Source organism: Cyclobacterium sp. 1_MG-2023 (genome assembly GCF_030546805.1).
In the GTDB taxonomy this organism is placed as follows: Bacteria; Bacteroidota; Bacteroidia; order Cytophagales; family Cyclobacteriaceae; genus Cyclobacterium.
In genome coordinates, this window is the sequence record NZ_JAUOPC010000016.1 from 1 (window position 1) to 26,849 (window position 26,849).

Consider the following 26,849-nt stretch of genomic DNA (forward strand, 5'->3'; position numbering starts at 1 on the left):
GAGTTTAGCTCAGTTGGTTCAGAGCATCTGCCTTACAAGCAGAGGGTCGGGGGTTCGAATCCCTCAACTCCCACATCAAGCCTTTATCTTAAAGGCTTTTTTTATTTATGGATTGCCACTTTTATATATTGTTCTCCAAAACCAGAAACCGTTTCTACATCGGTGCTACTTGTGACGACCTTGACGAGAGGGTTCGAAGGCATAACTCATTACATAAAAAAGGCTTTACCGGAAAGCTTAATGACTGGAAGGTGGTTTATTCTGAAGACTTTAAAACTAAGGAGGAAGCCTTTGCCAGAGAGCGGGCAGTGAAAAAATGGAAAAGTCGAAAGAAAATAATAGCCCTAATTAACTCAGAAACTTAACGATATAGAGCATTCCGATTCACATCGGAAGGGTCGGGGGTTCGAATCCCTCAACTCCCACATCAAGCCTTTATCTTAAAGGCTTTTTTTATTTATGGATTGCCACTTTTATATATTGTTCTCCAAAACCAGAAACCGTTTCTACATCGGTGCTACTTGTGATAACCTTGACGAGAGGGTTCGAAGGCATAACTCATTACATAAAAAAGGCTTTACCGGAAAGCTTAATGACTGGAAGGTGGTTTATTCTGAAGACTTTAAAACTAAGGAGGAAGCCTTTGCCAGAGAGCGGGCAGTGAAAAAATGGAAAAGTCGAAAGAAAATAATAGCCCTAATTAACTCAGAAACTTAACGACATAGAGCATTCCGATTCACATCGGAAGGATCGGGGGTTCGAATCCCTCAACTCCCACATCAAGCCTTTATCTTAAAGGCTTTTTTTATTTATGGATTTCCACTTTTATATATTGTTCTCCAAAACCAGAAACCGTTTCTACATCGGTGCTACTTGTGACGACCTTGACGAGAGGGTTCGAAGGCATAATTCCATAAGAGAATAGACTAATTTTGCCCAAAACCACATTAAATAAAAAGGCTACCAATTGGTAGCCTTTTTATTCTTTATTACAATACTTTTTAGGAAGTTATAGGTCCAATTCGTAATAGGAACGTTGACCATTTGGATAAACTCCTAAAATAATTACTTCCTCACCTTCATAGCTCTTTAGTGCTTTAATAACATCCTCGCCACTAAGTATTTTTGTTCTACCTATTTTGGTGATAATAAAACCTTCCTGCACACCTGCTTCTCTCCATACTTTGTTATCTATGGATGTAATGGTTGCTCCACCTTCCAACTCAAGTCTTTCTTGATAATCTACTTTCAGGTCCTCAAAAACCACTCCTTCAAATTCAGTGATTTTTGGAAGCACTTTAACCACTACTTTAGTGTCGCCTGAAGTGTTCTTAAGTGTAGCAGTCGTTTCCATTTCCTTGCCATCTCTAAGGAATTTAACCACAACCTTGTCTCCCGGACGCTTTCTGGCTACTCTTTCCTGTAGAGAGGAAGTAGTATAGGTATCTGCGCCATCTACTCCTATGATAACATCCCCTCTTTTCAGACCGGCTTCTTCACCACCACTGCCTTCTCTTACTTCAACAACAAACACCCCTCTGTCAGCCTTGACTTCTTCACCAAGAGTTTCTTCAAGGTCTGCATTGACATCTTGAATGGTCACTCCTAACAAACCTCTTTGCACGGCACCAAACTCTAACAGGTCATCCATTACCTTCTTGGCGATGCTACTTGGTACTGCAAAGGAATAACCACTAAAACCACCAGTTCTGGAAGCTATAGCCGTGTTAATCCCAACAATTTCCCCATTTAGATTCACCAATGGGCCTCCGGAATTACCGGGGTTAACCGCAGCATCGGTTTGGATAAAGGATTCTACCTGTAGGTTATTTTCATCCCTTAATATTCCAATATTCCTAGATTTAGCACTTATTATCCCTGCTGTTACCGTTGAATTCAATTCATAAGGATTTCCTACTGCCAGCACCCATTCACCAATCTGCGCTTGGTCTGAATCCCCAAATGGAATATAAGGAAGATTATTGGCCTCAATTTTTAATAAGGCAAGGTCTGTGGTCGGATCTGCTCCTATTACCCTTGCAGTAAACCTTCGGTTATCTTCCAAAGTAATCTCCACCTTAGTGGCATTCTCTATTACATGGTTATTGGTGACAATATAACCATCCTCCGAAATCACGGCTCCGGAACCCGAACTTCTTCCTTCTCTGGGAGTAGACTCACCTCTCGGAGATCTAAAACCAAATAATTCTTCCATTGGATCCACTCCCTGCTGACTTCTACTTACTGTAACTGTACTTCTTACATGCACCACAGCAGGCGTAACCTGAGCCGCAGATGCTACGAAATTAATCCCTTCAGGAACCACAAAATTTTCATCATTAAGCCAATTTACTAAACTAGCATTTTGCTTTTCTGTAAAATTCGTAGATGTTTCTTGGTTGGGTTGCAATAGCCCAACCCCAAGCACAGCCACCAAGCCTCCAATTAAAGAAGCAAGCACGATCCCAAGGAAAAATTGTTTTCTATTCATTGTATACCTTTCTTTTAATTTACATCAATTAATACCTAGTATTTTATACTAAAATCACTTCTAAAACGATGCCACTTGTTCTTTAGGTTTCGTATTTAACAGCATTTAACATAAAAACGGAAATTTCTTTCAACTTATTCTCTATTGAATAACGGAAACCAAATAATCCACACATTCATTCAAATCAAAGCAGTTAACCTCTTGTATATTATTAACAGGATGTCAGGTCAAAAGGTTGAACCTTTATACAACCTTTTGGCTTTTTTTTCGAAAGAATGCAGCCAAACTTATCACATTGGCAAAAAAACCACAAGAATATGATAAAAAACATTCCTCGGAATATTAAATGACACCAAAGATGCTTATCAATAACTCACCTAATCCTTTGAATAAAATAATTCAATCCAAAACCATTCCAAATTTTAATTTCAAAAGGACTTAAAAGCACAAAATGACAGTTTGAAACTGTCATTTTGTCAATATTTTAAAGCCAAGTTGGATTTACTGAAGCGCATCAGCTAATCTAACTCTTAATTATTGATTTGTAAGTAAGTCCTTTCGGCTGACTTTTGCTATTGGGAAAAATCAAACTGAAAATAAAACCTATTGCAACACAACTCACCACTCCAATGGCTCCATAAAGGTAGCCATTCACCTCCGTAAATCTACTGACCAGAAAAGTTATACCGGCCCCTGATAAGGTGCCAATGACCACACCTGTAGCATTGGCTCTTTGACTGAAAATAGCCAATATAAAAACCCCTGCAAGGCAGCCACCAATCATCCCTAATAGTTTCTGGAAAAAGTCAAAAATAAACCCTACTTCAGTAGCTGCTATCCAAATGGCTGTCAGTGTACCAAAAACACCCATTATTATGGTAATGATTTTAGCCAATTTCAGATAGTCTTTGTCTTTTAACCCTGGCTTCAGGTATTTATGGATATCTGTAATATAAGCTGTAGCAATACTATTCATACTACTATCCAATGAAGACATACTTGCGGCAAAAATCCCAGCAATTACCAACCCGGCAATACCAAGAGGAAGTTCTGCTACAATATAATAGGGCAAAAGTTCCTCAGGATTAGCACTTCCAATTTTTTCCGGATTGGTAAGGTAATAGACGAAAAGCACCGTCCCTAAACCAAAAAACAAAAATATTCCCGGAATGGTAATAAGGCCATTGGTCCATAGACTTTTTGCAGCCTCCTTTTCATTTTTTACCGTTAAGTATCGCTGAATGACTACCTGATCAGAAGAATAAGGAATTAAATTCAAGAAGAAGAAACCTATGATGGCCACCCAAAACACAAGTTGGGTATAATCCCAGGACCAGTCAATTAACTTAAATTTCTCGAATCTCATACCCACCTCAACTACTGTAGAAAATCCCCCATCAATATTGGCAATTGCAATAAAAATGGAAAGCAAGGCTCCTCCCAACAATACAACTACCTGAATCACATCTGTCCAAATAACTGCTTCCATCCCTCCTAACACAGTATAAATGGTACTGAAAACACCCATTATGGCAATGCAAAGAAAGATGTCCATATTGGTAACTGAGGAGATTGCTATGGCAGGTAAATATAGCACTACTCCCATGCGTGCCAATTGCAGCAAAATAAATGTCAAACTCCCCAATAACCTAACCCTTACATCAAACCTTAATTCCAAATATTGATAAGCCGTAGTAATATTCAACCTTCTAAAAAAAGGCAGGTAATATTTAACTATCAAAGGGACAATTGCCAATATCATAAAAGATCCCACAGCTAAGCGCCAGTTGGTGGCGTAGACAATGACTGGAATAGCCATAAACGTAATGGCACTAAGTTGGGTACCATATATGCTCAGCCCTGCGGCCCACCAGGGAATTCGCTTACCGGCTAAAAAGTACTCTGTAGTCGTATTCTCCCTCCTAGAAAAATAAAAGCCTATCCCCAACATGCAGGCCAAATAGGCCCCTAAGGTTATCCAATTGGCCATACCAAATGGGTTTTGTGTGGCTAAGCCCATTACTTTTGGGGACCTAACCCCCGGCCCTTTTTCCCCATTAGGAACTACCCAATATCCTTCCCAAAAAACAGAAGGTGCAGTAACTCTAGAAATACCTTCAGGCATTTCTCCCATTTCCACCCATTCCTTCGCATTGCTATTGTAGGCCAACATCTTATCCAAAAAACCAGGATGACTGGCAGGATCCGTATGTAGTAAAGTTTCCCCATCCAAACCTCCTGCAATTAAAATATGATCTCCTCCTAGGCTAAATGCCGGTGAAGGCGCTGCTGCCACTCCTCTAGGCAAATCCTCTAATTTCTCCCAAATACCTTGACCCGGTTGCTCTCCCGGATTATACCTATAAGCATCCTTTAATAAAGTTCTTCCCAGACTTCCATCTGTATTATTAAAGAGAGAAAACCCACTAAAAATATAAAATGATCCTTTGTGAGAAGCTCCTACTGCTTGGATTCTAGGCATTCCGGGGAATTCAGGGCCTTCCTCCCATTTCATCTCCCCCTTTTTTTGCTTTAAATCAAGCATATAAAACTTTCTCTCTGCCAAACCTGTAGTTGTTTTCTGTCCTCCTAAAACATAAAAAACACCATTTACAATCGTTCCAGTCATGCTTGCCAACGGAATTGGGAGTTGTGGGTAATCATTGTCGACAACGACTTCTCCATCCCGATAAACCAAACTAATCACCAAATTGGTATGCGCCTGAGCATCATTACCACCAATGACCCAAACTTTATCCTTATATGTTCCTGAAACAGAATAAGCCAGAGGTTGGGGGAGTTTTTGCGTAGACAGTTCCCAGCCAGTCTTGGTGTTCTCCATGAAATAGATTTCATCATACCAAACTTTTTCTCCGCCTTCCCAAGGTCTTTTTCCCGGAAAATTGGCACCGCCACCTACCAATAACACGCCATTGCTTGTTCCGGCAAACATCCCTGCAAATCCTTCTTTATCAGGAATAGCGGGTAATTCCTCCCAAACTACTTCCTTACCAACTGCTTGAAAAACTATGAATATTAAGAATAGGCTGATTAAAAAGTGTTTTTCTAAGGTTGAATACATTTTTATCTCTAATTATCGTAATTTTTTTATTTAATTAAGCCTGATAGACTTTCCTGTAGAAGCGGATTCAAAAGCGGCAAATACCACTTTCATTACCTTTAAGGTGTGATTTCCTGAAGCCCTAGGCTCTCGATTTTCAAGTATAGCACTGGAAAATTCCTTCCATTGATTTACCAAAGCTTCGCTCATCCAATTTTTGGAAAAAGAGCCTGGTAGAAGGCTATACTTTTGATCTTTCCCCAAAAATGCACCTTGGGTATTGTCTATTTTTAAACTGCCCATACTTCCATTAAGATCCAAGCAAATATCATTCACCCCCTGCTTAAAACCTGTGTAATGCAGTGAGGCCTTTTGTCCATTTTTAAAATCCAGCAAAATCACTCCTCCATCATCCACTTCATCTTCATGAAAAGTATTGGTCATATGGGCAGAAACGCAACTTACTTCAGAAGGCACCAAAGCACATAAAGCATCCAATTGGTGAATAGCCACCGTAAGTAAATACCCTCCACCGGATATTTTCTTTAAATGCCAATCCTTCCTGTCCCCATGTTTCCAAAATGAAATTGAAGTAGCCTTGACCATAAATATTTCACCGATTTCTCCTGAGGCAATACATTGCTTTGCCGCTACAAAACCGGGGGAAAACTGAGCAACCTGACCAATCATTAATTTTACTCCTGATTGATTACAGGCATCATTAATGGCTTTACAATCCGCATAGGTGGAAGCCATTGGCTTTTCCAGCAGTATATGCTTTCCAGCTAAAGCAGCCTCAATGGCAATTTTGGTATGCAAATGATGAGGCGTGGCAATAAGCACCGCATCAATCTTCGGGTTATTTATTAATTCAAGGTAATTTGTCTCCCCCAAAAGCTTATACTTATCAGCAAGCTTGGCCAGTAAGGCCGGATCCCTTCTGCAAATTGCACTGATTTCAAGTTCCGGAATTTGCTGAATAGCTTCAATATGCCTAGAACTAAAATTTCCTGCCCCAATAATTCCTATACTTATCATTCTTTGCTTGGTTCCCCTCATTTAGGTTTATCACATTCCTTTTACACCAACATGGATTCGACTCAATCTACCCGGCCCCGGCTCACCCAAACCTCCGGTTATCCAAAGATATCCCTCTGCAAAGCAAAGGTTGCTGGTAAGCGGGATTCCTGAATCATAGCTCGCAAGTAATTCACCTGATTCAGAAAGAACCTGAATAGCCTGCATTCCATAATGAGCTACCCAAAGCCTTCCTTCTATATCCATTGCCAATCCATCCGGAAGATTTCCTGTCTCCCTATTCTTATCATTAAAAGGGAGAGTGGCCAGTATGGTCATGTAGTCAGGGCTGGATTCCGGAAGCTTAAGATTAATTTTAAGCACTCTATTTTTATAACTCTCAGCAATATATAAGAGCGATTTTTCCTTATGGTAAACAATGCCATTTGGGAAATCTATGCCGGAAGCAACAGCGAATGCCTCTCCATCCCAACCCACAAAATAAACACCTCCATTATGCCTTATGGAATCGGTAAAGAAAAAGCCTTTATCGGTATGAATAGCAATATCATTGGGACAATTGATCTTTATTCCATTTATAAAGGCAGGCGAAACATCTCCCAATTTTTTACCCATGGGATCATAATGTACAACTCTGGAAGTTAAACTGTCACAAAGTAAGTGGTCTCCATTGGCCATAATGGCTTGTCCGTTTGGCCGCTTACCTTTGCCCCACAAAATGGGTTCTCCACCTTCATACCTGTAAATCCCTTCACCGGCAAGGTTTGTATAATAAAGGGAACCATCATTGCCAAGAACAGGACCCTCCGTATAATAATCCAGTTCCAGCATGATTTGAGGTTGAATGGTCTTGGCCTCGGGAAGCTCTTGGAATGCATGATTTTCTCTTGTCATTTCACTTCAATTTTATCTAATGGAAACAAAGGTTTTCTCCTGTGTTGGTAGGTCAAACTCGCCATGTCGGCACGGGTAACACCCGGAGTGTTGGCCCTGATAATGGATTTACATACCGGCTGGTAGGCCGCCAATGGTGCATTAACTCCTTTGGCTACCAATACATCATAAGTGGTAGGATCAATATCAAAATGGATCAATTGCTGTAAACTGAATGGCACTATCCGTAAGGAGGTCAGCATAATGGTATTGCCCGCCTTGCTGGTTACAATTGCAGTTTCTCCCATATTGAAATTAACCTGCCCACCATGTCTTGGTTCTTTCTCTGTAAACTTCCCATCGACGATGCGTTCCAACTTTACATCCATAAGCATGGTTTTGCCGTGTAGATTGTCTGATTTTGCTCCAATTTTCACAGGAATATACCCCTCAGGGTTTTTGGCTTTTATTTCAGCCACAGCTTCTGGATCATAAATACACATAAAACCTTTTACTCCGGGACAGGATTCCAATACCTCTAGTAAAAAGGTACTGTCTGCAGGTGAACCTCCACCTACATTGTCTCCCATATCCAATATTAGCAAGGGCTTTTCTGCCTTACTGATATGCTCAGGCAATTCATCCAACCCTATCTTATTGCCCGAAAAATCTTCGTGATTTTTTAGCAAATAATCATTGAGAATTGCTGCATTTTTGTCAGCAAGTTTTTTATCATTATTGGTAATCACAATAAAACTGGTACCCATTTCCGGCACATCAGCATAAGGAAATCCCAAAACAACATTTGTGGACAAGACCTCAGGATCATCCATAATATTCCTTGCCAAGGCAAACAATGGTTTGCAAGGATCTGAACCTGTATGTTGCATTTCGATACTTATCGCAACATTTGTTTGAAAAAGGACCATTTCCGGTTTCACTTCACCCTTAAGGGTGTCTACCATAATTTTAGCAGCTGATCTTCCCGCATCCCTTTGATCCACATGGGGGTTGGTTTTATAGGCAACAAGTGCATCTAAGGCCTCCACCATCTTAGGACTTAAGTTGCAATGGGGATCAATCGTCCCTATAACAGGAAGATCAGGCCCCATAATCTCCCGAACCATTGTTAACCAATGACCATCAAAATCCAAATAAGGAACACTTACTGCAGCACCATGGGGCACTACCATCAAACCATCCAATGGAAGGTTCTCTTTCAAAGTACGGCTCAACTCTTCCAACAAACGCTCAGCCGTAGCTTCTGCAATGATTCCTCCGGGGGTAGCTTCTCCATAAAATATGGGAACAAGCGTTATATCATCCTCAGCGCTCAAAACCTCAACGATCCCACCAATCTCATGGAAAGCGGAGCGATATTCTTCAATAATATCTTCCCCATATAGCATATGCCCATTTTCAAAATCTTTCCAGGTTGTCTCCTGATCCAAAAAGGTATTTGACTCATGGTATACACCAATGATACCTATCCGCTTTTTTGAATTATTTTGCATGCGCCAATAGGTCAACTTCAAACTTCAGTAAAGTACCCAAACATCCTATCAAGGTTGTTCTAGCAGGGTAAGGTTCCTGAAAATAATCCTTATAAATGACATTGAATGCTGCCAAATCTTCCTGATTTCCAACATAATTTCTTACTTGAACCACGTCACTAAAATCCAAACCTGCCGCTGCCAATATCTTTCTGGCGTTTTCGAAAGACCTTCTCACTTCTCCTTCAAAAGTATCGTTAACAATATTTCCGTTTTCATCTACAGATGCCTGACCGGAAACAAATACCAAATCATTCACTTTAAGTGCCGGAGAAAAAGGCAAAGCACTTTTTGGAACACCTTCTCCTGAAACGACTTCTTTTTTTACCATAATATTATTGAATAGTTTTAATACAAATTATCACCTTTAATAAAGGTGGTTGGTTTTCAATTTCAATTTACCGATCTAAAATGTCAAATATTGTTTTTAAGTCATTTTATGCAAAAGAATTCCTTATAAACTGCCTCGATTATCTCGGATAGAGGCAAATCACAAGGGAATAATACCAACTAAAAGCTGAGACTTCAGTTCGTTTACCAAGAACCTGCAAACCCGGAACTATTCCCCCATTTTATTAAGAATTCAACTACACACCTAGGACTTAACCATCTATTTTAGCAGCTTTTATTACACGGTTTACTAATTCCTCCACTTTCTTCTCTTCCCAAACTTTATTGGTATTGCCAACAGGAGCAATCGATGGCCCGATATCAACACTGTATCTCATTTGAATGGCCTGTCTAAAGAAAGTCCAAATATTCGGTAAGGATTCAGCAATCACTTCTTGGAACACCAACATAAAGTCTGTTCCTAGTTTCACATTTCCATTTACGAATTCATTCCTAACATACTTGCACTCTCGCTCAAATACGTTATAGTAAGAACCGATCGCACCATTGGTGCCACATAATACGGCTTGACACATTAACTCATCTGCTCCACTAAAAAGCACCAGCTTACCTTTTGAACTGTAAGAAATCGTACTGATATCTAGCAGATTATTGGTGGTAAGTTTCATGCCAACCATATTGGGCATCTTCAGCAATTTATCAACAAAACCTACCAAGCCATCTGAAAAGCTAGCCGCCCCCAATTGGTAAGGAAAGAAAGGCAAATCGCTGGCTGTCGCGATTGACTCATAATGTTTCAAAGCCATCCCGGAACTCCCATCTGCGGGACCATAATACACAGGGGCCACAGAAGATATTCCGTCAACTTTACACTGAGAAGCATGTTTGGCCAAACGTACGGACTCCTGCGTAGTCATTGATCCAACCTGTACCATAATTGGCACCTTGCCGGCATTAACACTTGCAGTAATTTCCGTTACCTTTTTCCGATCTTCTTCACTAAGCAAAAACCCTTGCCCCGTGGAACCTAGCAGATACAAACCATCTACTCCTTGGGATAACAATTCCTCTACCCACTTCTCCAATTGCTTAAACTCAGGACGTCCATTTCCATCCATAGGCGTAAGCATTGCTGGCCACACCCCTTTTAAATTCTCATACATAGTTTACTTGATTTGTCTTTTATACTGCAAAATATTGATCCATTTCTTTATAACTTTCTAAATAACTTACCGGGTTTTGAACTATCAAATTATCGGTGGCTTCGGGGTCTTTGAAACCACTCCCCGAAACTATACAAACTGCGTTGGCATTTTTATCCAATTCACCATTTTCCACTGCTTTCATAAAACCGGCTAAAGCTACTGCGCCGGCAGGTTCAGCATATATCCCTTCTTTTATCGCCAATAATCGCTGGCATTCAAAAGTCTCTTCATCACTTACCAAAAAGCCATTCCCGGCAGTACTTTTACACGCTTGTAAAGTCTCATTTCCATCAATTACCACAGCTACCTGAAGTCCACTCACCTTGGTGGTGGCGTTTTCAACAGCTTTGGCTTCATCCAAGCCTTTCCTAAGGTTACCTGCTATCGTATCATTTCCTTCGGGCTGAACACAATGCACTCTAGGTACTTCAAAATCAGCATACTCTTCTTTCCATCTTTGGAAACCCCGGGCTACAGCCAAGGTCAAGCCTCCTCCCCCTGATGGTACAAATACATTATCTACCCTCTCCAAGTCTTCTGCAAGCTCAAAACTTAGGGTTTGCACACCTGTCATACCTACAGGACTGTATTTGAAGGCACTTACCTGTAAGCGGGTTTGATTTTCAGCTGCCACTTCCCCAAGCTTATTAAAGACCTTTTCTGTAGCCTCTTTGTTTTTCCCAAAACCTTTGATGACATACAAAGCGGCACCATAGGCTCTCATTTGTTTTAATTTCCCTTCAGGAGCTCCATCCACTATGGCTATTTTGCAAGGGATTCCTGCTGCTGCCGAATAGGCCGCAAGTGCTGCTCCTGTGTTCCCACTAGAAGTGGCCAAACAAAGTCTTCCCTTGTTCGCTAGTACATCTGCTACCGCATAGGCTGCAAAACGATCTTTGTAGGAGCCTGATGGATTCGCAGATTCCAGTTTAAAATAAAGGTTTGGAAAGCCCAAGGCCGGACCAATCTGTCTTGATTTAACCAGCGGGGTATTCCCCTCTCCCAAAGTAAAAGGTGCTATGCCTTCCGGGAGGTTTAATAATTGTGTGTATTTGTCTATTCCTTTCAAAATTCGTTGGGGAATTGTAGTTTTTTACTTTTATAACTGTTGAAATTATGTGCGAAGCCACCATCTATTGTCAATGATGTTCCATTGACAAATGAGGCCTTATCAGAAGCCAACCAGAATACGCCATTGGCAATTTCTTCGGGGCTGGCACTTCGTTGTAAAGGTGTCATGCCTTCCATTTCTCCGACCAAGCTTTCGCTCACATTGCTACCATTTTGGTCTTTGAAATCACTGCTCATAGCTGTGGTAACATTTCCGGGACAAACCGCTACTACCCTGATCCCCGACGAACCGTACAAGGCAGCCATTTCATAAGTTAAACTCAGCAATGCTCCCTTTGCGGCAATATAAGCCGGGCTTGTCCCTCCTGCTCTATTCGCCATAACGCTACTCATGTGAACAATCACACCTCCATTATTTGCTGATTCCATTTTTTTTGCTGCAAGTTTTGACAGAAATACCGGAGAGGTAAGACAAATTTTTATGGTCTTTTCCCAGTCTTGTATGGAAATGGTCTTTAAGGTCTCAATGGTTCTCCAAGCAGCATTATTAATCAACACATCTATTTTCCCCCATTTGCTGAAGGTTACCTCCACTATTTCATCAACAAAACCATCTATGGCCAAGTCCCCATGCAAAACCAGAACATTCTCCGGTTTTGAAATGGAGGTTGCCGCCGCCAACAATTCTTCTTTGTTTTCAGAAACCATGGTCACTAAATCCCCATTGGCAACAAATGCCTCGGTAATCGCCTTGCCTATGCCTCTGGATGCTCCGGTTACAATTACAACCCTTTGCTTTTTATCCGCTTCACTTTTCATCGTATACTTTTTTATTTACAGGTAAAATCCCAGCCAATGCTTCTCCTGCTTTGGCCATTGGTACTGCCCTTTTCAAGAATACCATCCCTGATTGCTGGGCTGGGATCTCTGCTCCTTTTTCACCATTTTCTCTTAATAAACACCCTAATTTATCCCCTTTTGTAACTAGATCTCCCAAATCTACAGAGGGTAGAAATATTCCTTCTTCCGGCGCAGGGTGCATCACCTGCAAATGACCGCTTCCCGGTTTATCATCTTCGATTTTAACCTTTGGTTTCACCTGACACTTCTGGTCCGACAACATACCAAAATACTGCAATACATTCTTACAGCCCTCTACCAGATCATTAACTCCTTCAGAGTGAAACCCAGCCCCTCTATACTCGCTATAAATAGCAGGCACATTGGCATCTCTAGCCACCGACAGGGTTCTTCCTTCCAATTCTGGACTTGTACCCCAAACAATAGGCAAGTTAAAGGCTTCTGCCATGGCTCTTTGTGTTTCCAATACCTTTGAGTTCGGGTGAAGCATATAACCTGAAAGTGGAGAGATGTCAAACAAATCACCTCCGGTATGCATATCAATAAAAAAATCTGCCTTTTTAATCATTTCGCTGATTTCCACCGCCACTTGTTCAGTAATGCTACCATTGGCATTTCCCGGACAAGTCCTGGCAAGGTCTAGGTGGTCTTCCCCAACTCGTGCTGCGGAGAAGTAGGCATTTCTATTGGTGATCGGTACAAGGGTAACAGAACCGGAAGCCAGCTTGCCTTCCAATTGATTCATTAGCTCTAATACCGCCAAGACAGGTTCGTATTCATCTCCGTGAACTCCTGCAATAATAAGCCCTTGTGGACCTTCTTTTGCGGATTTTATAACTCGGGAAGAAAATAATTCAGCCATTTCTTATTTAATTTTTTAACATTTCGATTTTCACTATTTCTTGACTTATTCTTTCAGCCATTAATGCATGTCCCTTGTCATTGGGATGCACTCCATCTAACAATAATTCTTCCCCCGATTTATCTTGTGCATAGTAAGCAGAAAATAGTTTGAAATTATCTATGAGTCCTGTATTGTATTTTTCCGACAATTTTTTCACAACTTCTACATATTGCGCCAACCTTACATTTTGGTATTCTGGATATTTACCCCTAAGCCCGTTTGGGGCTATTAAAATCACATCAACACCAATGCTCTGAAGCTCCTTAATCATAAATTTAAGGTTACGTTTATACTGCTTTAATGGAATCCTTGATTGTCCAACAGGCTCGGAACCATCAATATGGGCATCGTTTGTCCCAAAACCTATGATTACCAAATCAGGATCATGTGCCAGCACATCCGTTTCAAATCTGTCCCTAGCATGTTTTATTTTAAACAAATCGTGGTCTTTTATGCTGCCGGTATGACTTCCGGGAATCCCGGAATTAATCACTTCTGCTTCGATACCTTCCGCTGAAAGAAGTGAAGGCAGTCTTTGGGCAAAAACCTGATCAATGGTATTCCTTGTGGCAGTTATGGAATTGCCAAAAGCGACAATTTTAAGGGCTTGTTCTCCCAATGAAGAAGCTTCTACCTCAATTGGTTTTCCTCCATTTGTAGGCAAACAATCAGCCAAAACTGCAAAGGGAAATATCCATAGTAAAGCCAAAACAAGGACTGTATTTTTTCTCATATATAATTAGATGGTCTGCACAGATTTTCAAGACTAAATAAACTCAAAAGCACATTATTCCCCATAAAGCCAATCAAGGTCTAAAAGACTCAATCGCGTAATGGAAAGCCCGGTCCCTTCCGGTCTATTTCCTGCACAATAAGAGAGTAGCACCTGCTCATCATTGACAAAATGAATGGCTGTATAACAATACCAACCATCAGGATCATCTTCGAGTACTTTTTCTTTTTCCCAGGTTTTACCTTCATTCTTAGAAATGGCTATATTTAAAGGAGTCCTTTTCCCCTTGTATAATCCTTCCTTCACCCCATTATTATTCCAAACCATCATAAGGTCTCCAGTAGATGGTATCCTTGCGATAGTAGCAGGGGACAAGGGAGATGCGATTTTAGTAGGCTTTGCAGAAGTCCATTTTTCTCCTAAATTTTTTGAAAAAGCGGCGTATTGTACACCATCATCGGTACGGATGATCATCATTAGTTTTCCGTTTTTCAGCGCTATAAGTCCGGGTTCTTGTAAAATGACATTTTTAGGATTCCTTACTTCTTTACTTGATTTCCAAGTAGCTCCATTGTCATCTGAAAAATAAGTAAACAAGCGCCCATTATTGTTAAAATCTTCATCCTCTGCTGTTTGATGTAAAGCAACGGGCATAATGAGTCTACCATTGTCCAATTGTAACACCCTGTTATTGTTGAGCACGAAATAACCTTCCCTATCAGTGATACATGGAGTCGGTTCTGACCAGGTTTCTCCTTCATCTTTAGAGATTCGCATTAAAGGTATACAGTCACTTATTCCATTTTTTCTTGCATAGAACAAGGCAATTTCTCCGTTCTGAAGCCTAAGCAATGAAACAGACATTACATTCATTTTCCCATCATTGGGTACTATTACCTTATCATTATCAGTCCAGGTTTGACCATCATCTTCAGAATACCTCGCAGCCAAATGGGCGGAGCCAAAATCACTCCCGGACTTACCGGTAAAATGGGTATAAATAAACATGATTCTCCCATCCTTTAAGCGAACAAAATCTCCTTCGCTGTTACGGGGATTGTTTTCGCCCGGATTTAATTGCAGAACAGTTTTTACTTGCTGGGCACTAACCTCATCCAATAAATGAAAGCCAATCAATAGAAAAAGTAGTATTATTTTATATCTAGTCTTCATATTTAATTTTATTCAGCATTTAACACGTAATCCCCAAAATATTCTGGATAGTTCCAATGAAAGGCAGTGTCTTTTTGATAGCTATGGTCCGGATATACCTTATTTATTGAGTCAACTTCCGCCCTGATCCTTTTAAAATTAACTGAATCAATAAATGGATCTCTAGTTGTCACTCTCCAATTATTTAGCACTTGCTTTAACCTCTCCATCTCCTCGCGGTAATCGGGATCATCTGCCAGATTTTTAAACTCCCAAGGATCATTCTCCAAATCATATAATTCAAAGGCCGGTGGATTTTCCCACCTATCATAGACCGCTTTGATTTCATCTGTTGATGTAGCTATTTCTTCCCTTGAGGTGCCAGACAAAACCGTAGGGTAAATGTGATCCGTGTACACCGAAAAATAGGGGTCAGGTTCACCACTGTACAAATTGTGAATCAACTTGTAGTTTTTGCCCCGAACACTTCTTTTGGGATAAAAATATTTAGCCGTTCCAATCAAGCCACCTGCATAAATATACTCATGCCCAGTTGCTTCTCCCTTGCCCACCTTTATAAGTGATTTTCCCGGAAGCGCTGATTTTTCTTTGCCGGAAACCGCATCCACAATGGTTGGAAATATATCAATTACAGATGTCATCTGATCATTTATCACCTGCCCTCCGGTTAACCCTTCAGGCCAGGTAATTATCAATGGTATCTTTAGCCCTGCCTCATAATTTGTGGTTTTGCCTCTGGAAAACTGGGCTCCGTGATCACTGAGGTAAATAATCAGTGTGTTTTCAGCTTTCCCTGTTGCTTTAAGCGAGTCTAATAGCATACCTATTGATTCATCCAAACGATTAATCTGACTATAGTAATCCGCTGTCTGCTCTCTTAATCGTTCTGTGTTAGCACCTACAAAAGGAAGCGTACTTGAAAAATTATCCCCTGTAACTTCAATCGTCGGCAGGCCTTCAACCTTTCTTAGCAATGGAAAATGGGCATCCGGGAAATTGACCATAAGAAAAAATGGTTTTTCACCTGCAGCTCTTATAAACTCAGAAGCTTTAATCGCATAATCACCCATTTTTCCCTTGGCAAAGTTTGAACTCTCAATTTCATGAAAGTCGAATGGAAATGCAGATTCCGGATTGACATGCAGTTTCCCCAGGCAACCTGTACTATACCCCTCTTCTTTCAAATAGAAAGGGATATTCTCAAAGGCCTTATACATTTCAAAATCATGAGTAGCCAGGCCAATCTGTCCATTTTGATGGGGGTAAAGTCCCGTCAAAATTGATCCTCTGGAGGGGCTACAAACAGAATAAGTAGTGTACGCATCTAGAAAAATGACACCATTTTTTGCCAATGAGTCAATGTTAGGCGTCGTCACTATGCTATTACCGTAAGCTCCCAGGTCCTGTCCATGGTCTTCAGAAACGATTAAGATAATATTGGGCTTTGTTTGCTCACTATTTTTTAGCTCAGATTCGCATGAAGCCATCATTAACATGGCCAATAAGCCTGATAAAGTCAATTCAAATCTGTTGCTAAAAAAAACTCTCATAGTCACCTATTCTTTATAAAACCAGTCCGCTCCCAGTTTGGTTACTTTGGTAACCGAAAGGCCCGTTCCGGCAGGTCTGTCACCGGCACAGTAACCCAATAATACCTCATCACCCACGAAATCCATGGCTATGTAACAATACCATCCATCGGGATCATCTTCCAAAGTTTTAATATTTGTCCAGGTTTTACCTTCATCCTTTGAAATCGCTGAGTTAAGAGGCGTTCTGAGCTTAGCAATGTCGGGATCATCCGAAAGGTTATTATTCCATACTGCCAACAAATCTCCCGTTCCGGGTATTCTTTCTATAGTCGCCGGAGAGACCGGAGAAACCAAAGTACTCTCCTCCACTTCTGACCATGTTTTACCTTTGTCTTTTGAATAAGAATAGCACTGAACACCTGCGTTGGTTCGAATAACCATTAAAATGGACCCATCTTCCAACTCAACTAAACCCGGCTCTTGTAATACAATACCTTTGGGATTTGGCACTTGTGCACTTCTTTTCCAGTTTTGTCCATTGTCTGTAGATGAGTAAGAATAAACATCAGCTCCACCGCTCCACTCCATACCCGGACCTGCATGTTTGGCTACTGATAGCATTAATGTCCCATCTTCCAATTGAATAACACGGTCATTGTTTAAAACAAAATAACCTTCATCATCCGTTATACATGGAATAGGTGCTGACCAAGTTTGTGCTTCATCCTTTGAAATTCTCATGAATGGAATACAATCGTCGGTATTGTTTTTCCTTAAATAAAACATGGCGATGTCATCATTTTGCAAGCGAAGCAAAGAGACAGACATTACATTCATACCGCCTTCATTAGGCAAAATTTCCACATCTTCAGCAGTCCAGGTTTTACCCTTATCTTCTGAATACCTTCCTGCTAAATAGGCTGTTGCATGATCGCTTGAGGATTCACCATAGTAATGAGAATAGACAAATAGAATTTTACCGTCCTTCAATGTTATGAAATCACCCTCACTGTTTCTAGGATTATTGTCTCCAGGATTCAGTACCAAATTGCCTGGAACACTTATAATTTCTTTTTCGGTAGCATTGGATGTTTCCGTTTGGTCCTCCACCGATTTACCAGCACAACCATAAGTTACCAAAGCGGTTAAAACCAGCATTTTGATTGCTCCTTTTAATCTGTTCATTGCCATATTCATATCATTTAGTCTTAAAATTCATCCAAACTTAATTTCCGTACTACCAAAGGTATTTTTTCTTTTAGTCTCAATCTTTCAGCAGCCATGTATCCTAAGAGCACTTCATTGCCTATAAAGGAGATCGCTGTATAGCAGAAAAAACCTTCAGGATCATTTTCAAGAACTTTAAGATGCATCCAGCTTTTTCCTTCATCCTTAGAAATAGCTGCGGTGAGCGGTGTTCTGAAAGTGGCTGTCTCTTTTACTAAACCTTTATTATTGTTCCAGATCAACAACAGGTCCCCCGTTGCCGGAATTCTTTTTAGAGAAGCAGGAGCTCTTGGTGAAGCGATGTCAGAAGGATATACCTCTTCCCAGCTTAGACCCTTGTCTTTAGATTTGCTTAGGTACTGAACACCACGATCCGTTCGCAACCACATCAAAACCTCACCATTTTCCAATAAAACCACTCCGGGTTCTTGCACAACCACCTTGTCATTATTAGGCATTTCCTGACCCGAATGCCAGGTTTTCCCATTGTCATCAGAGTAATAGCAATAAATAGTCCCGCGCATACTAAAATCGTTGCCGGCAGTTTTATGTAGGGAAACAGGTGCCAGCAGTCTTCCACCGGGGAGTTGAATTACCCGATCATTATTTAGTACAAAGTATCCTTTTTTATCTGTGATTACAGGAACTGGGTCAGACCAGGTCTTGGCCTCGTCATTGGAAATCCGCATCATGGGAATACAATCATCCAAAGAATTTTTTCTGGCATAAAACAAGGCAATTGCACCGCTTTTTAACCTCAGGAAAGAAACAGACATCACATTCATGCCTCCTTCATTAGAAACGATTACCTCATCTTTTCCGGTCCAGGTATTGCCACCGTCCTCAGAATAACGCCCGGCGATCAATCCACTGGCATGGTCCCCTGATCCCCCTTCAAATTTGGAATAGGCAAATAAAATCCTTCCATCATTCAACCGGATAAAACTCCCCTCACTATTTCTAGGTGGCAGCCCATCTTCTCCAATATGAAGCACAACTTCTGATGGGTTGAGGAGTGTCTGAGCTTTAGAAAAACTCCCTGCCCCCAGAAGGGATATACCAAATAGTAATACTAACTTAAATTGCTTCATAATTAATGGTTTGCACCTTCTCATTTAGTGTTCTCCTTCATAATAAACACCTCCGCAGGTCGGAGCTTCAGGATCAAAAATCCCTAGGGATTTGAACATCAACCTTGCTATTTCTGAATGGCCATCACCATCCGGATGCAGTGGATCATTTAGCCATTCTTTATAGACCTTTACGCCATTTGGATTTTGGAATTCTTCACACCAATGGCCATAATTATCAACCAAAATCACCTGCTCTTTTTCCGCAATACTTTTTATTACTTTCACGTATTTCTCCAGACTTGCTCTAGAAGGATCTAAGGCTTCGATAATAGGATTAGGTGTATGCAGTATAGGAATGGCCCCAAGACTTCTAAACTTCTTCACCAAACTGATCATATTTTTCTCGAAAGCATCTACTGGGACCCTCCCCTTGGCGCAATCATTTGTGCCTATCATTATTGACACCACATCGGGCTTAAACTGGCTGACCCTCCATTCAAAATCGTCAAGGATATTCCGGCTTGTATTTCCACTGATTCCTGTATTGATAATAAGATCCCTTACTCTACCAAGCTCCCACCTTATCCGCTCCGAGAAAATTTCCGGATAGGAGCGATAGCCATAGGTATGTTTTGCGCCATGAGTAATGCTATCACCTGTAAAAACCCAAATCAACGAATTTTTCCCTTTAAGCAATAAGGCAATTTTCTCTTTGTCTATCTCTCCTGAATTAGGGGAAAAAGAACCTGCCTCTCTACCATTAAGCTTGGCTCTAAAGGACAATAGGGTCGGTAATGGGATTAGGCAAAGAGATTTTATAAAAAACCTTCTTCTGGAAAGGCTATTCATTTTTTATATTATTATTGATTGAAATCAAGCTTGTAATTTCCAAGCCTATTTTTTATTTAATAAAATCCTTTTCATACAACCTGACCCGAAGACCTCCTTGCATGGTGGTAATCCACAATTCACCCGGATTTCGTTCAAAAACGTAAGGGTACGAAATTCTTCTCAGCGGGGGATCCATATTTTTGCTTTTATCAATTTTAGCAATTACCGTAGGTGTAGACCATGTTTTCCCATCATCTTCTGAGAATGCCATAGACAATTCATCTCTGTGGTTACTTGCCGCCACTTCCGACCATTGGTTATCTCCCCCTCTTAGTGGGTATTGATCCGTACCTTCAGGAAACCTTCTATTCCACACCAAAACCAACCTGCCACTTTCCAGCCTTTTCAATAAGCCGGGAGCAGAACTTGCCGGTATATCTGTTGGTCGGATACCCTCCCAGGTTTTACCATCATCAGTGGAAAAAGCCTCCCAAAAAGTCCCCCAATTGGTCCGCATTAACAACCATAATTTCCCTAAGGGGAGTGATTCGAGCGTAGCTTCAGTTACTCCACTGTGATGCCCAATCCCTCCTAGGTCGATAATATTTGACCTTTCCCAGGTCTTGCCTTCATTCCCCGACTTATAAGTCAGCACCGTATGGTGTCCCGGGTGATGCCGCATCATCATTGAAGTGAAAACAACATTACCATTTTCAGTTTCTATCATGTCACGAACAGCTCCGGTCCATTCATTATGGAGCTTTTGAACGTCTTGCCAAGTTTTGCCACCATCTAAACTTCTAACGGTATAGGTAGGCAGTCTGGCACCTGGTGAATCTGAAATATCTTCATTCCATTCCCAGTTGGCCCGTTCTTTCAAGTTCATAAAAGCCAAAACAATCACACCATTGCTTGTTTTAAGAATGGCCCGTTCATCTGAAATCAGAAAGTTTTCCGGTTTTTCAAATACAGGGTACCTTTGCCAGGTTTTACCCTCATCGCCACTTATGACACAATCTGTTCCATCTACAGTTAGGATGTCACCATCGTCCAACTTGACAAATGGTCCCATCATCATGTCTTTCAATTCATCAACATCCGGTTGTACCAGTGCTCCAATGGAGATTGATTTACCATTGTCTGCATTTAAATAAGCATGCTGCGCCTTTCCCGAGAAGGAAAGGGCAGCTATGATCAAGGTTAGGGTTAGAATTCGGTGAATTTTAAACATGGTTGTCAGGGCTATTTATAGGTTTAGGGCTACATATTTATTACTGTTCGTAACCTGGGTTTTGGGTTATTTTCGAATTCAAACTAATGGTTTCTAAAGTAATTGGCCAAACCAAAAGATAATCTTGACCTTCTTTCCCCTGTAAGGAAGGTACTTTCTCGAATGCTTTGTCGAAACGAATAAGGTCCCACCATCTTTTTCCTTCAAAAGCCAATTCAAACAACCTCTCCTGTAAAATGGCCTCATCATTTTCTTCTTGAGAAGCACTTACAAATTCAAAACTAGAGAAATTCTCACCATAAGCTCTTGCTCTTATCTCATTCATTTCAGCTGAAGGATCCTGACCAAGGGCATTTTTTGCTTCAGCAATTAGCAATAATAATTCTGCATACCTGTAAATCACAATATCATCAAGGAACCATCTAGTACCTGAATCAGTATACCCATTGCCTTTTACTACAATTGTAGTGATAAAGGTTTGGGCTTCATCTGTGTCGTATATTTCAAAGAAACTACCATTCTTTCGGCTATCTTCATCCATAAATTGATCTCTCATTGTAGCAGATGGTGCCCACCAATTGTAACCTCCTGGGGTGCCAATGGTGGCAAGGGTTTCTTCTCCATAAGATTCTTTTAAATCTAGAGAATTAATGTACATGTCTGAATACATATTGTTAGAAACCTCAAAATCATTGAAATGTACAGAGAAAATAATCTCATTATTTCCCTTATTGTCAAAATCAAAAACCCTAGCGTAATCATCCAAAAGCTCAAGGTCAGCAGTTCTAGCTTCAGTCAAGGCACTCAATGCCGTCGTAATATCAGTGTCACCACCATCCATGGTTTTTCCCGTCCACAAATAAACGTCTCCTTTAAGCGTATTGACCGCTGGCTTGGACCACATCGAACGGCCATTATCAAAACCATTGTTTGGAAAAAGTTCAATGGCCTTTTCTAAATCCGCTTTTATCAATTCAAAAACGGAAGAAACAGCAGCCCTTTCTTGAAATGTAGTTTCTGCATCAAATCCTTCAACAGGTGTTGTAATCAAAGGAACACCTCCCCAAGTTTTGGCAAGAACAAAGTACATAAAAGCCCTCATGCTATAAGCCTGAGCCAGCAAATCATTTTTACTGTCTTCATTAGGGAAGGTAATATTGGGAACGTTAGTAATGACCAGATTGGCATAATTGATCACCTTATAGGACTGCAACCAATCAAGGTCTGCATTACTCTCATTCATGTCATTTTCAAAATACTTTCTTCTATAATCCGCATTTTGAAGTCCTTCACTCATGATCTCACTCCTAGCTTCTCCCATAAAATAGAGGGTTCTGCTAGACAAATCCCTAAACTGGTTGTACATCCCAATTACCCCGCCATAAGCATCTTGTTCAGACTGCCAAAAAGAGTTAGCGCCAATTGAACTAATAGGGGCTAATTCCAATGGCTCTGTACAGGAGTAATTAAGTAGAAAAATAGCGACTCCTAGGAGGTATATCTTTATATTAACTAATTTTTTCATGATATTTTATATTTGATCAGGACTTAATTAAAGAGAAAGGTTAATACCTAACATGATATTACGAGGAACAGGAAAACGCCCCCTATTCATTCCTCCTTCTTCTGGAGAAAGACCACTAAAATCAGTCAAATAAAATAAGTTGGTTCCTGTAAGATTGAGTCGGACACCTTCAATTCCTATCTTCCTGTACCAGCCGGCTGAATAATCGTAACTTAAGGTAAGTTCTCTTAAAGCTAAGAAATCACCTTTCTCATAATGCACAGAACTTCCTCCTCCGTTGTTTACGTTCCTTGGGTCACCTCTCCAATAGTTACTTTGTGCCACTTGATCTGCCCAGTAAAACTTAGGGACATCCGTTACATCTCCTTGGTTTTCCCAAGAACGTGCAATATTTGAGCTCATATTGGTATTCCCTACAAACTCTCCATCCAAATTGGCCCTTACATAGTTGTAGATGGTATGTCCGGTGGTATAGTCCATTCTCAAGTAAAGATTAATCCCTTTATAATTCACATTATTCGAAAATCCTCCGGTCCATTTCGGGAAAATATTCCCCATATAAACCCTATCTCTGGTGTCGATCACATCATTACCATCAACATCTAACCAGTTCACATCTCCTCCATACCTGGTTCGGTCAGGACCGGCCATGATCATATCCTGAGGGGCAGCCGCTGCTTCATCATCAGTAGCAAAAACTGACAGGTACTGATAGCCATACATTTCTCCAATCTGACCTCCTTCTTGTAAACCGCCTTTCCAAACATAATCACCAACCGAAGGATCATAAACATTAAAACCTCCAATTCTATTGTTTTCATTGTCATTTTCCGGAAGTTCCAAGATCTTATTTTTTACATAAGAAGCGTTGAATCCCAAGTTCCACATCCAATCCTTTGTTTCTAGGATGTTAAAATTAACTTCTAGCTCCACTCCTTTATTCTCTAAACTACCGAGGTTTGTTAAAACGCTGGTAAAACCTGTCAGCTTCGGCATGGCCAGGGTAGTAATTAAATTGGAAGTTTCTCTTTGGTAATAATCAAATAAAACACTGACGCGGTTATTGAATAAACTTGCATCAAAACCAATATCAAAGGTTCTGGATTGCTCCCATTTCAAGTCAGGATTTGCAATGGTCGTGTATTCGACAGCAGCATTTCCTTGGTAAATGGCTCCCACACTATAACCACCCTGTGCTTGAAAATCACTTAGATTACCAAGATTACCATTAAGGCCGTAACTCGCTCTTAATTTGAATTTATCAATTGCTGCCGGAGCATCCCAAAAGGATTCATTGTGTAAATTCCATCCCGCAGATACACCCGGAAAGAAACCCCATTTATAGGCAGAACCTAAATTAGAAGCTCCATCATACCTGGCACTTACAGATACAAGGTATTTGTTGTCAAAATCATAATTGGCTCTTCCAAAATAACCCAGAATCAGTTGCTTCCCTTTGGAGCTTGAAACTTGAACAGCTTCACCTGATGCATTCAAGGTGGGGATTAAATCTGTAGCTGCTCCTCTACCCTGGGCAAAAAGACTGTAATTGTCTCTTTGGTACATCGAGTAACCTAATGTAGCATTAAAGTTATGTAACTGAGAAAAACTTTTCTCATAGTTAAAAACGGCATCAAACTGCACTTGTTCCCAGTTGGTCTGACTTCCAGTAGCGTTTCTATCTTCCACCAATTGCGTTGGTGAATTGAGGTAGGACATCAAGAAAGTATTGGCTGTATTGGCTTTAGTATAAAGGGATGCCGAAGGCTCAAAGCTCAAACCGGGAGCAAGTTCCCAATTGGCTCCACCACTCAAGGTCATAAGCGTTAATGTATTGTCATTGGTACTGCGGCTTAAGTGATAAGCAGGATTACCTAGGGAACGACTCACCCCCGGAGACAAGGTCCCGTCCTCAAATGCATATTTTGCAGTAGGAGGAGTAGCGATGGATCTTTCGAACAAGTTATTTTCACTGTATACCAGATTATCAGTAGAACGTGTAAAGTTTAAACCTGCAAAAACAAATAACTTGTCACTTACTTGTAATCTACCATTCATATTGGCAGTAAATCTTTTATAATTGGTAGTTATCGCTATACCATCCATATCTGCATAGCCAACACCTATATTAAAGGTGGCTTTCTCCGTTCCTCCTGACAAATTCAAATAATGATCTTGCGTCATGGCTGTTCTAAACAGCACATCTTGCCAATCTACCTCATCAAAAATGATGGTTTTGCTGGGATCTACCGGATCAGGCATGCTTTGCCAGCCTTCACTCAGTTTGTATTCATTTTCAGGTGTTAAATATTGAGTGGTGTAGGCGGTATTATTGCTAAGGTCATTCCCAATACCATAACCAAATGCTCCATCTAATTGAGCAAGTCTCGATGGTGACTTAATTCCGGTAGCAGCCACACCAAGTCTTGAGTAATAAATATAATCTCTGGCAGATAATAAATCATATTTTTCACGCAGTTGGGATGCACCAATGGTATACCTGTAGGTCACCTTTGTGTCTCCGGCCTTCCCGGACTTTGTGGTTAAAATCACTACCCCATTCGAAGCTCTTGCACCATAAATAGCAGTGGATGCAGCATCTTTTAACACCTGCATGGATTCTATATCCATGGGGTTGATTCCCTGAATATCATCCCTGATTACTCCATCAACTACATATAGAGGCTCCGCGCCATCAGGATTATTGATGGAAGTGCCCCCTCTTACTATAATTCGAGGCGAAGCACCCGGTTGCCCACTTAGTGTTTGCACCCTAACTCCGGATACTGTACCCTGTAATGCAGAAGCTGCATTACCTAAGGGAGCATTTTCAAGTACCTTTGTATCCAATGTACTTACCGCGGAAGTTAATTTCTCCCTTGACTGCTCCCCATAACCAATAACCACTATTTCATCCAAAGCTCCCAAAGCAGTTTCCAAGGTCACGTCAATATTCGTTTGGTTTCCTACCGTGATTTCCTGTACCTGAAAGCCAATGGCTGAAAATTTTAAAACGGTATTGTTACCGGAAACACTTATGGAAAATTTCCCATCCATATCGGTAACCGTTCCAGTTGCGGTCCCAACGTTTATTATATTGACTCCCGGTATGGTTGTTCCATCTTCCTTGGAATAAACGGTCCCCGTGACAGTCTGGGTCTGTGCCCACGCCCTCTCAGCAGAGAAGGTTACTAATAGCAACATTATAAAAACGGATTGCCACCAATGTGTGTAGAGTTTCTGAATCATATTTGTCCTATTTTATATTATATTTTAACAATCTTCACCTGCAAACAACTTATTTATAGAGGTTAAAGCTTTCTTTTAATATGTATTACTTATTCAAATATAATGATTAATTCCAGTCCTCAAAATTCAGTCATCCAATATTTTAATGTTTTCACTAAAATAATACCCAAAAAAAATATTATTTTGTTTTTTATTGAAAATTAAGCATTTAATCGATCCTTATTTTTAATTGCTAGGCTTAAAAAACACTAAAAATATACTGCCAGAAAGGCTTATGAAAAAATCTACCTGAACTATAAATCCTTTTTTCACATGGTATCACGAAAAACATACCTTAAAAGTATTTCCTTTTATAACACTTTTCTGAGCGTTACTTCATTAGAACCAGAAATACCTAAGTCCAACAAGTCTTTTCCAACAGCATTCGCTAATTAAAATTTATTTTATTAAACTAATTCTTGAAATTCATCCATTTTTTGAAAGTAAAACCACAACAAAGCATCGGCTAAAAACGAAAAGCACCAACCAACTTTTTATTTATTATGTATTATATATCTATATTGAAAATAATTTTATTATTAATTTCATCAGAAAACACCCACTAATACGTTAATTTCTAAGGAAAAATGCTTTTTTTATTTTGCTATTGGGTATTGATTCGGTGGAGCTAATTGACTATTGCCCAAGTGATTTAATAACACTTATTATATTTGCAACATTCAGAAAACAAAAACACACAGGCGAATACATTTAATATTAAGCCTAAACCTGTTCTAGACACCTCTCATTCTTTAGTAGACAGGGTAGAACAAAACCTAAGAGAGTATTTTCAGAGGCCATCCTCAACCTGGCAAGGTCTAAACCATC

22 protein-coding genes and 1 tRNA gene are annotated in these 26,849 nt (G+C 40.4%); 4 read left to right on the plus strand and 19 right to left on the minus strand.

Features of this window, described 5'->3' with window-relative positions; translation table 11 throughout:
* The 4 genes from Q4534_RS20815 to Q4534_RS20830 all read left to right on the plus strand — a co-directional run bounded on the left by Q4534_RS20815 (position 1) and on the right by Q4534_RS20830 (position 925).
* Positions 1-73 (plus strand) — tRNA-Val (locus Q4534_RS20815).
* A 34-nt stretch (positions 74-107) separates the two neighbouring features.
* Entirely contained in the window at positions 108-365 is a 258-nt protein-coding gene (locus tag Q4534_RS20820) for a GIY-YIG nuclease family protein (protein WP_303615085.1), read from the plus strand.
* A 94-nt stretch (positions 366-459) separates the two neighbouring features.
* A complete protein-coding gene (locus Q4534_RS20825; protein ID WP_303615086.1) occupies positions 460-717 on the plus strand; it encodes a GIY-YIG nuclease family protein in 258 nt (85 codons plus the stop codon).
* A gap of 94 nt (positions 718-811) precedes the next feature.
* A complete protein-coding gene (locus tag Q4534_RS20830; RefSeq protein WP_303615087.1) occupies positions 812-925 on the plus strand; it encodes a GIY-YIG nuclease family protein in 114 nt (37 codons plus the stop codon).
* 84 nt (positions 926-1,009) lie between these two features.
* Here Q4534_RS20830 and Q4534_RS20835 read toward each other — a convergent pair whose 3' ends face one another.
* From Q4534_RS20835 to Q4534_RS20925, 19 genes are all read right to left on the minus strand, one after another.
* Entirely contained in the window at positions 1,010-2,491 is a 1,482-nt protein-coding gene (locus Q4534_RS20835; RefSeq protein WP_303615088.1) for a Do family serine endopeptidase, read from the minus strand.
* A 523-nt stretch (positions 2,492-3,014) separates the two neighbouring features.
* Positions 3,015-5,573 (minus strand): sodium:solute symporter family transporter, encoded by a 2,559-nt coding sequence (locus Q4534_RS20840; protein WP_303615089.1) that lies wholly within the window; start codon positions 5,571-5,573, stop codon positions 3,015-3,017.
* Between the two features lie 30 nt (positions 5,574-5,603).
* Positions 5,604-6,590 (minus strand): Gfo/Idh/MocA family protein, encoded by a 987-nt coding sequence (locus Q4534_RS20845; protein ID WP_303615090.1) that lies wholly within the window; start codon positions 6,588-6,590, stop codon positions 5,604-5,606.
* A gap of 30 nt (positions 6,591-6,620) precedes the next feature.
* On the minus strand, positions 6,621-7,484 hold the full coding sequence (locus Q4534_RS20850) for an SMP-30/gluconolactonase/LRE family protein (protein WP_303615091.1): 864 nt from the start codon (positions 7,482-7,484) through the stop codon (positions 6,621-6,623).
* Positions 7,481-8,977: a M81 family metallopeptidase gene (locus Q4534_RS20855; RefSeq protein WP_303615092.1), complete on the minus strand. Its 1,497-nt coding sequence runs from the start codon at positions 8,975-8,977 to the stop codon at positions 7,481-7,483. The genes Q4534_RS20850 and Q4534_RS20855 overlap by 4 nt, the downstream gene beginning before the upstream one ends.
* Positions 8,967-9,347, minus strand: coding sequence for a RidA family protein (locus tag Q4534_RS20860; protein ID WP_303615093.1), 381 nt, complete (start codon positions 9,345-9,347; stop codon positions 8,967-8,969). The genes Q4534_RS20855 and Q4534_RS20860 overlap by 11 nt, the downstream gene beginning before the upstream one ends.
* A 271-nt stretch (positions 9,348-9,618) precedes the next feature.
* Positions 9,619-10,530 carry a dihydrodipicolinate synthase family protein gene (locus tag Q4534_RS20865; RefSeq protein ID WP_303615094.1) on the minus strand — a complete coding sequence of 304 codons (912 nt, stop codon included), beginning with the start codon at positions 10,528-10,530 and terminating at the stop codon, positions 9,619-9,621.
* Between the two features lie 19 nt (positions 10,531-10,549).
* Complete coding sequence (locus tag Q4534_RS20870) at positions 10,550-11,641, minus strand: pyridoxal-phosphate dependent enzyme (RefSeq protein WP_303615095.1); 1,092 nt, start codon at positions 11,639-11,641, stop codon at positions 10,550-10,552.
* On the minus strand, positions 11,638-12,462 hold the full coding sequence (locus tag Q4534_RS20875) for an SDR family NAD(P)-dependent oxidoreductase (protein WP_303615096.1): 825 nt from the start codon (positions 12,460-12,462) through the stop codon (positions 11,638-11,640). The genes Q4534_RS20870 and Q4534_RS20875 overlap by 4 nt, the downstream gene beginning before the upstream one ends.
* On the minus strand, positions 12,452-13,366 hold the full coding sequence (locus tag Q4534_RS20880) for a succinylglutamate desuccinylase/aspartoacylase family protein (protein WP_303615097.1): 915 nt from the start codon (positions 13,364-13,366) through the stop codon (positions 12,452-12,454). Before Q4534_RS20880 ends, Q4534_RS20875 begins: the two co-directional genes overlap by 11 nt.
* A 7-nt stretch (positions 13,367-13,373) precedes the next feature.
* The gene (locus Q4534_RS20885; protein WP_303615098.1) at positions 13,374-14,141 is read right to left on the minus strand and encodes an SGNH/GDSL hydrolase family protein; all 768 of its coding nucleotides are present in this window, start codon (positions 14,139-14,141) and stop codon (positions 13,374-13,376) included.
* Positions 14,142-14,195: 54 nt separating this feature from the next.
* Positions 14,196-15,314 (minus strand): sialidase family protein, encoded by a 1,119-nt coding sequence (locus Q4534_RS20890; protein WP_303615099.1) that lies wholly within the window; start codon positions 15,312-15,314, stop codon positions 14,196-14,198.
* 8 nt (positions 15,315-15,322) lie between these two features.
* A complete protein-coding gene (locus Q4534_RS20895; protein ID WP_303615100.1) occupies positions 15,323-16,864 on the minus strand; it encodes a sulfatase in 1,542 nt (513 codons plus the stop codon).
* 6 nt (positions 16,865-16,870) lie between these two features.
* Positions 16,871-18,031, minus strand: a complete 1,161-nt coding sequence (locus Q4534_RS20900; RefSeq protein WP_303615101.1) for a sialidase family protein — start codon at positions 18,029-18,031, stop codon at positions 16,871-16,873.
* A 23-nt stretch (positions 18,032-18,054) separates the two neighbouring features.
* The gene (locus Q4534_RS20905) at positions 18,055-19,164 is read right to left on the minus strand and encodes a sialidase family protein (protein WP_303615102.1); all 1,110 of its coding nucleotides are present in this window, start codon (positions 19,162-19,164) and stop codon (positions 18,055-18,057) included.
* Positions 19,165-19,188: 24 nt separating this feature from the next.
* Positions 19,189-19,995 carry an SGNH/GDSL hydrolase family protein gene (locus Q4534_RS20910; protein WP_303615103.1) on the minus strand — a complete coding sequence of 269 codons (807 nt, stop codon included), beginning with the start codon at positions 19,993-19,995 and terminating at the stop codon, positions 19,189-19,191.
* A 52-nt stretch (positions 19,996-20,047) separates the two neighbouring features.
* On the minus strand, positions 20,048-21,208 hold the full coding sequence (locus tag Q4534_RS20915; RefSeq protein WP_303615104.1) for a sialidase family protein: 1,161 nt from the start codon (positions 21,206-21,208) through the stop codon (positions 20,048-20,050).
* A 40-nt stretch (positions 21,209-21,248) separates the two neighbouring features.
* On the minus strand, positions 21,249-22,733 hold the full coding sequence (locus Q4534_RS20920) for a RagB/SusD family nutrient uptake outer membrane protein (protein WP_303615105.1): 1,485 nt from the start codon (positions 22,731-22,733) through the stop codon (positions 21,249-21,251).
* A 27-nt stretch (positions 22,734-22,760) separates the two neighbouring features.
* The gene (locus tag Q4534_RS20925) at positions 22,761-25,982 is read right to left on the minus strand and encodes a TonB-dependent receptor (protein WP_303615106.1); all 3,222 of its coding nucleotides are present in this window, start codon (positions 25,980-25,982) and stop codon (positions 22,761-22,763) included.
* Positions 25,983-26,849 lie beyond the last annotated feature (867 nt).

Coding starts and splice junctions, on each gene's coding strand:
- Q4534_RS20820 (WP_303615085.1), top strand. CDS start 108: ATGGATTGCCACTTTTATATATTGTTCTCCAAAACCAGAAACCGTTTC.
- Q4534_RS20825 (WP_303615086.1), top strand. CDS start 460: ATGGATTGCCACTTTTATATATTGTTCTCCAAAACCAGAAACCGTTTC.
- Q4534_RS20830 (WP_303615087.1), top strand. CDS start 812: ATGGATTTCCACTTTTATATATTGTTCTCCAAAACCAGAAACCGTTTC.
- Q4534_RS20835 (WP_303615088.1), bottom strand. CDS start 2,491: ATGAATAGAAAACAATTTTTCCTTGGGATCGTGCTTGCTTCTTTAATT.
- Q4534_RS20840 (WP_303615089.1), bottom strand. CDS start 5,573: ATGTATTCAACCTTAGAAAAACACTTTTTAATCAGCCTATTCTTAATA.
- Q4534_RS20845 (WP_303615090.1), bottom strand. CDS start 6,590: ATGATAAGTATAGGAATTATTGGGGCAGGAAATTTTAGTTCTAGGCAT.
- Q4534_RS20850 (WP_303615091.1), bottom strand. CDS start 7,484: ATGACAAGAGAAAATCATGCATTCCAAGAGCTTCCCGAGGCCAAGACC.
- Q4534_RS20855 (WP_303615092.1), bottom strand. CDS start 8,977: ATGCAAAATAATTCAAAAAAGCGGATAGGTATCATTGGTGTATACCAT.
- Q4534_RS20860 (WP_303615093.1), bottom strand. CDS start 9,347: ATGGTAAAAAAAGAAGTCGTTTCAGGAGAAGGTGTTCCAAAAAGTGCT.
- Q4534_RS20865 (WP_303615094.1), bottom strand. CDS start 10,530: ATGTATGAGAATTTAAAAGGGGTGTGGCCAGCAATGCTTACGCCTATG.
- Q4534_RS20875 (WP_303615096.1), bottom strand. CDS start 12,462: ATGAAAAGTGAAGCGGATAAAAAGCAAAGGGTTGTAATTGTAACCGGA.
- Q4534_RS20880 (WP_303615097.1), bottom strand. CDS start 13,366: ATGGCTGAATTATTTTCTTCCCGAGTTATAAAATCCGCAAAAGAAGGT.
- Q4534_RS20885 (WP_303615098.1), bottom strand. CDS start 14,141: ATGAGAAAAAATACAGTCCTTGTTTTGGCTTTACTATGGATATTTCCC.
- Q4534_RS20890 (WP_303615099.1), bottom strand. CDS start 15,314: ATGAAGACTAGATATAAAATAATACTACTTTTTCTATTGATTGGCTTT.
- Q4534_RS20895 (WP_303615100.1), bottom strand. CDS start 16,864: ATGAGAGTTTTTTTTAGCAACAGATTTGAATTGACTTTATCAGGCTTA.
- Q4534_RS20900 (WP_303615101.1), bottom strand. CDS start 18,031: ATGAACAGATTAAAAGGAGCAATCAAAATGCTGGTTTTAACCGCTTTG.
- Q4534_RS20905 (WP_303615102.1), bottom strand. CDS start 19,164: ATGAAGCAATTTAAGTTAGTATTACTATTTGGTATATCCCTTCTGGGG.
- Q4534_RS20910 (WP_303615103.1), bottom strand. CDS start 19,995: ATGAATAGCCTTTCCAGAAGAAGGTTTTTTATAAAATCTCTTTGCCTA.
- Q4534_RS20915 (WP_303615104.1), bottom strand. CDS start 21,208: ATGTTTAAAATTCACCGAATTCTAACCCTAACCTTGATCATAGCTGCC.
- Q4534_RS20920 (WP_303615105.1), bottom strand. CDS start 22,733: ATGAAAAAATTAGTTAATATAAAGATATACCTCCTAGGAGTCGCTATT.
- Q4534_RS20925 (WP_303615106.1), bottom strand. CDS start 25,982: ATGATTCAGAAACTCTACACACATTGGTGGCAATCCGTTTTTATAATG.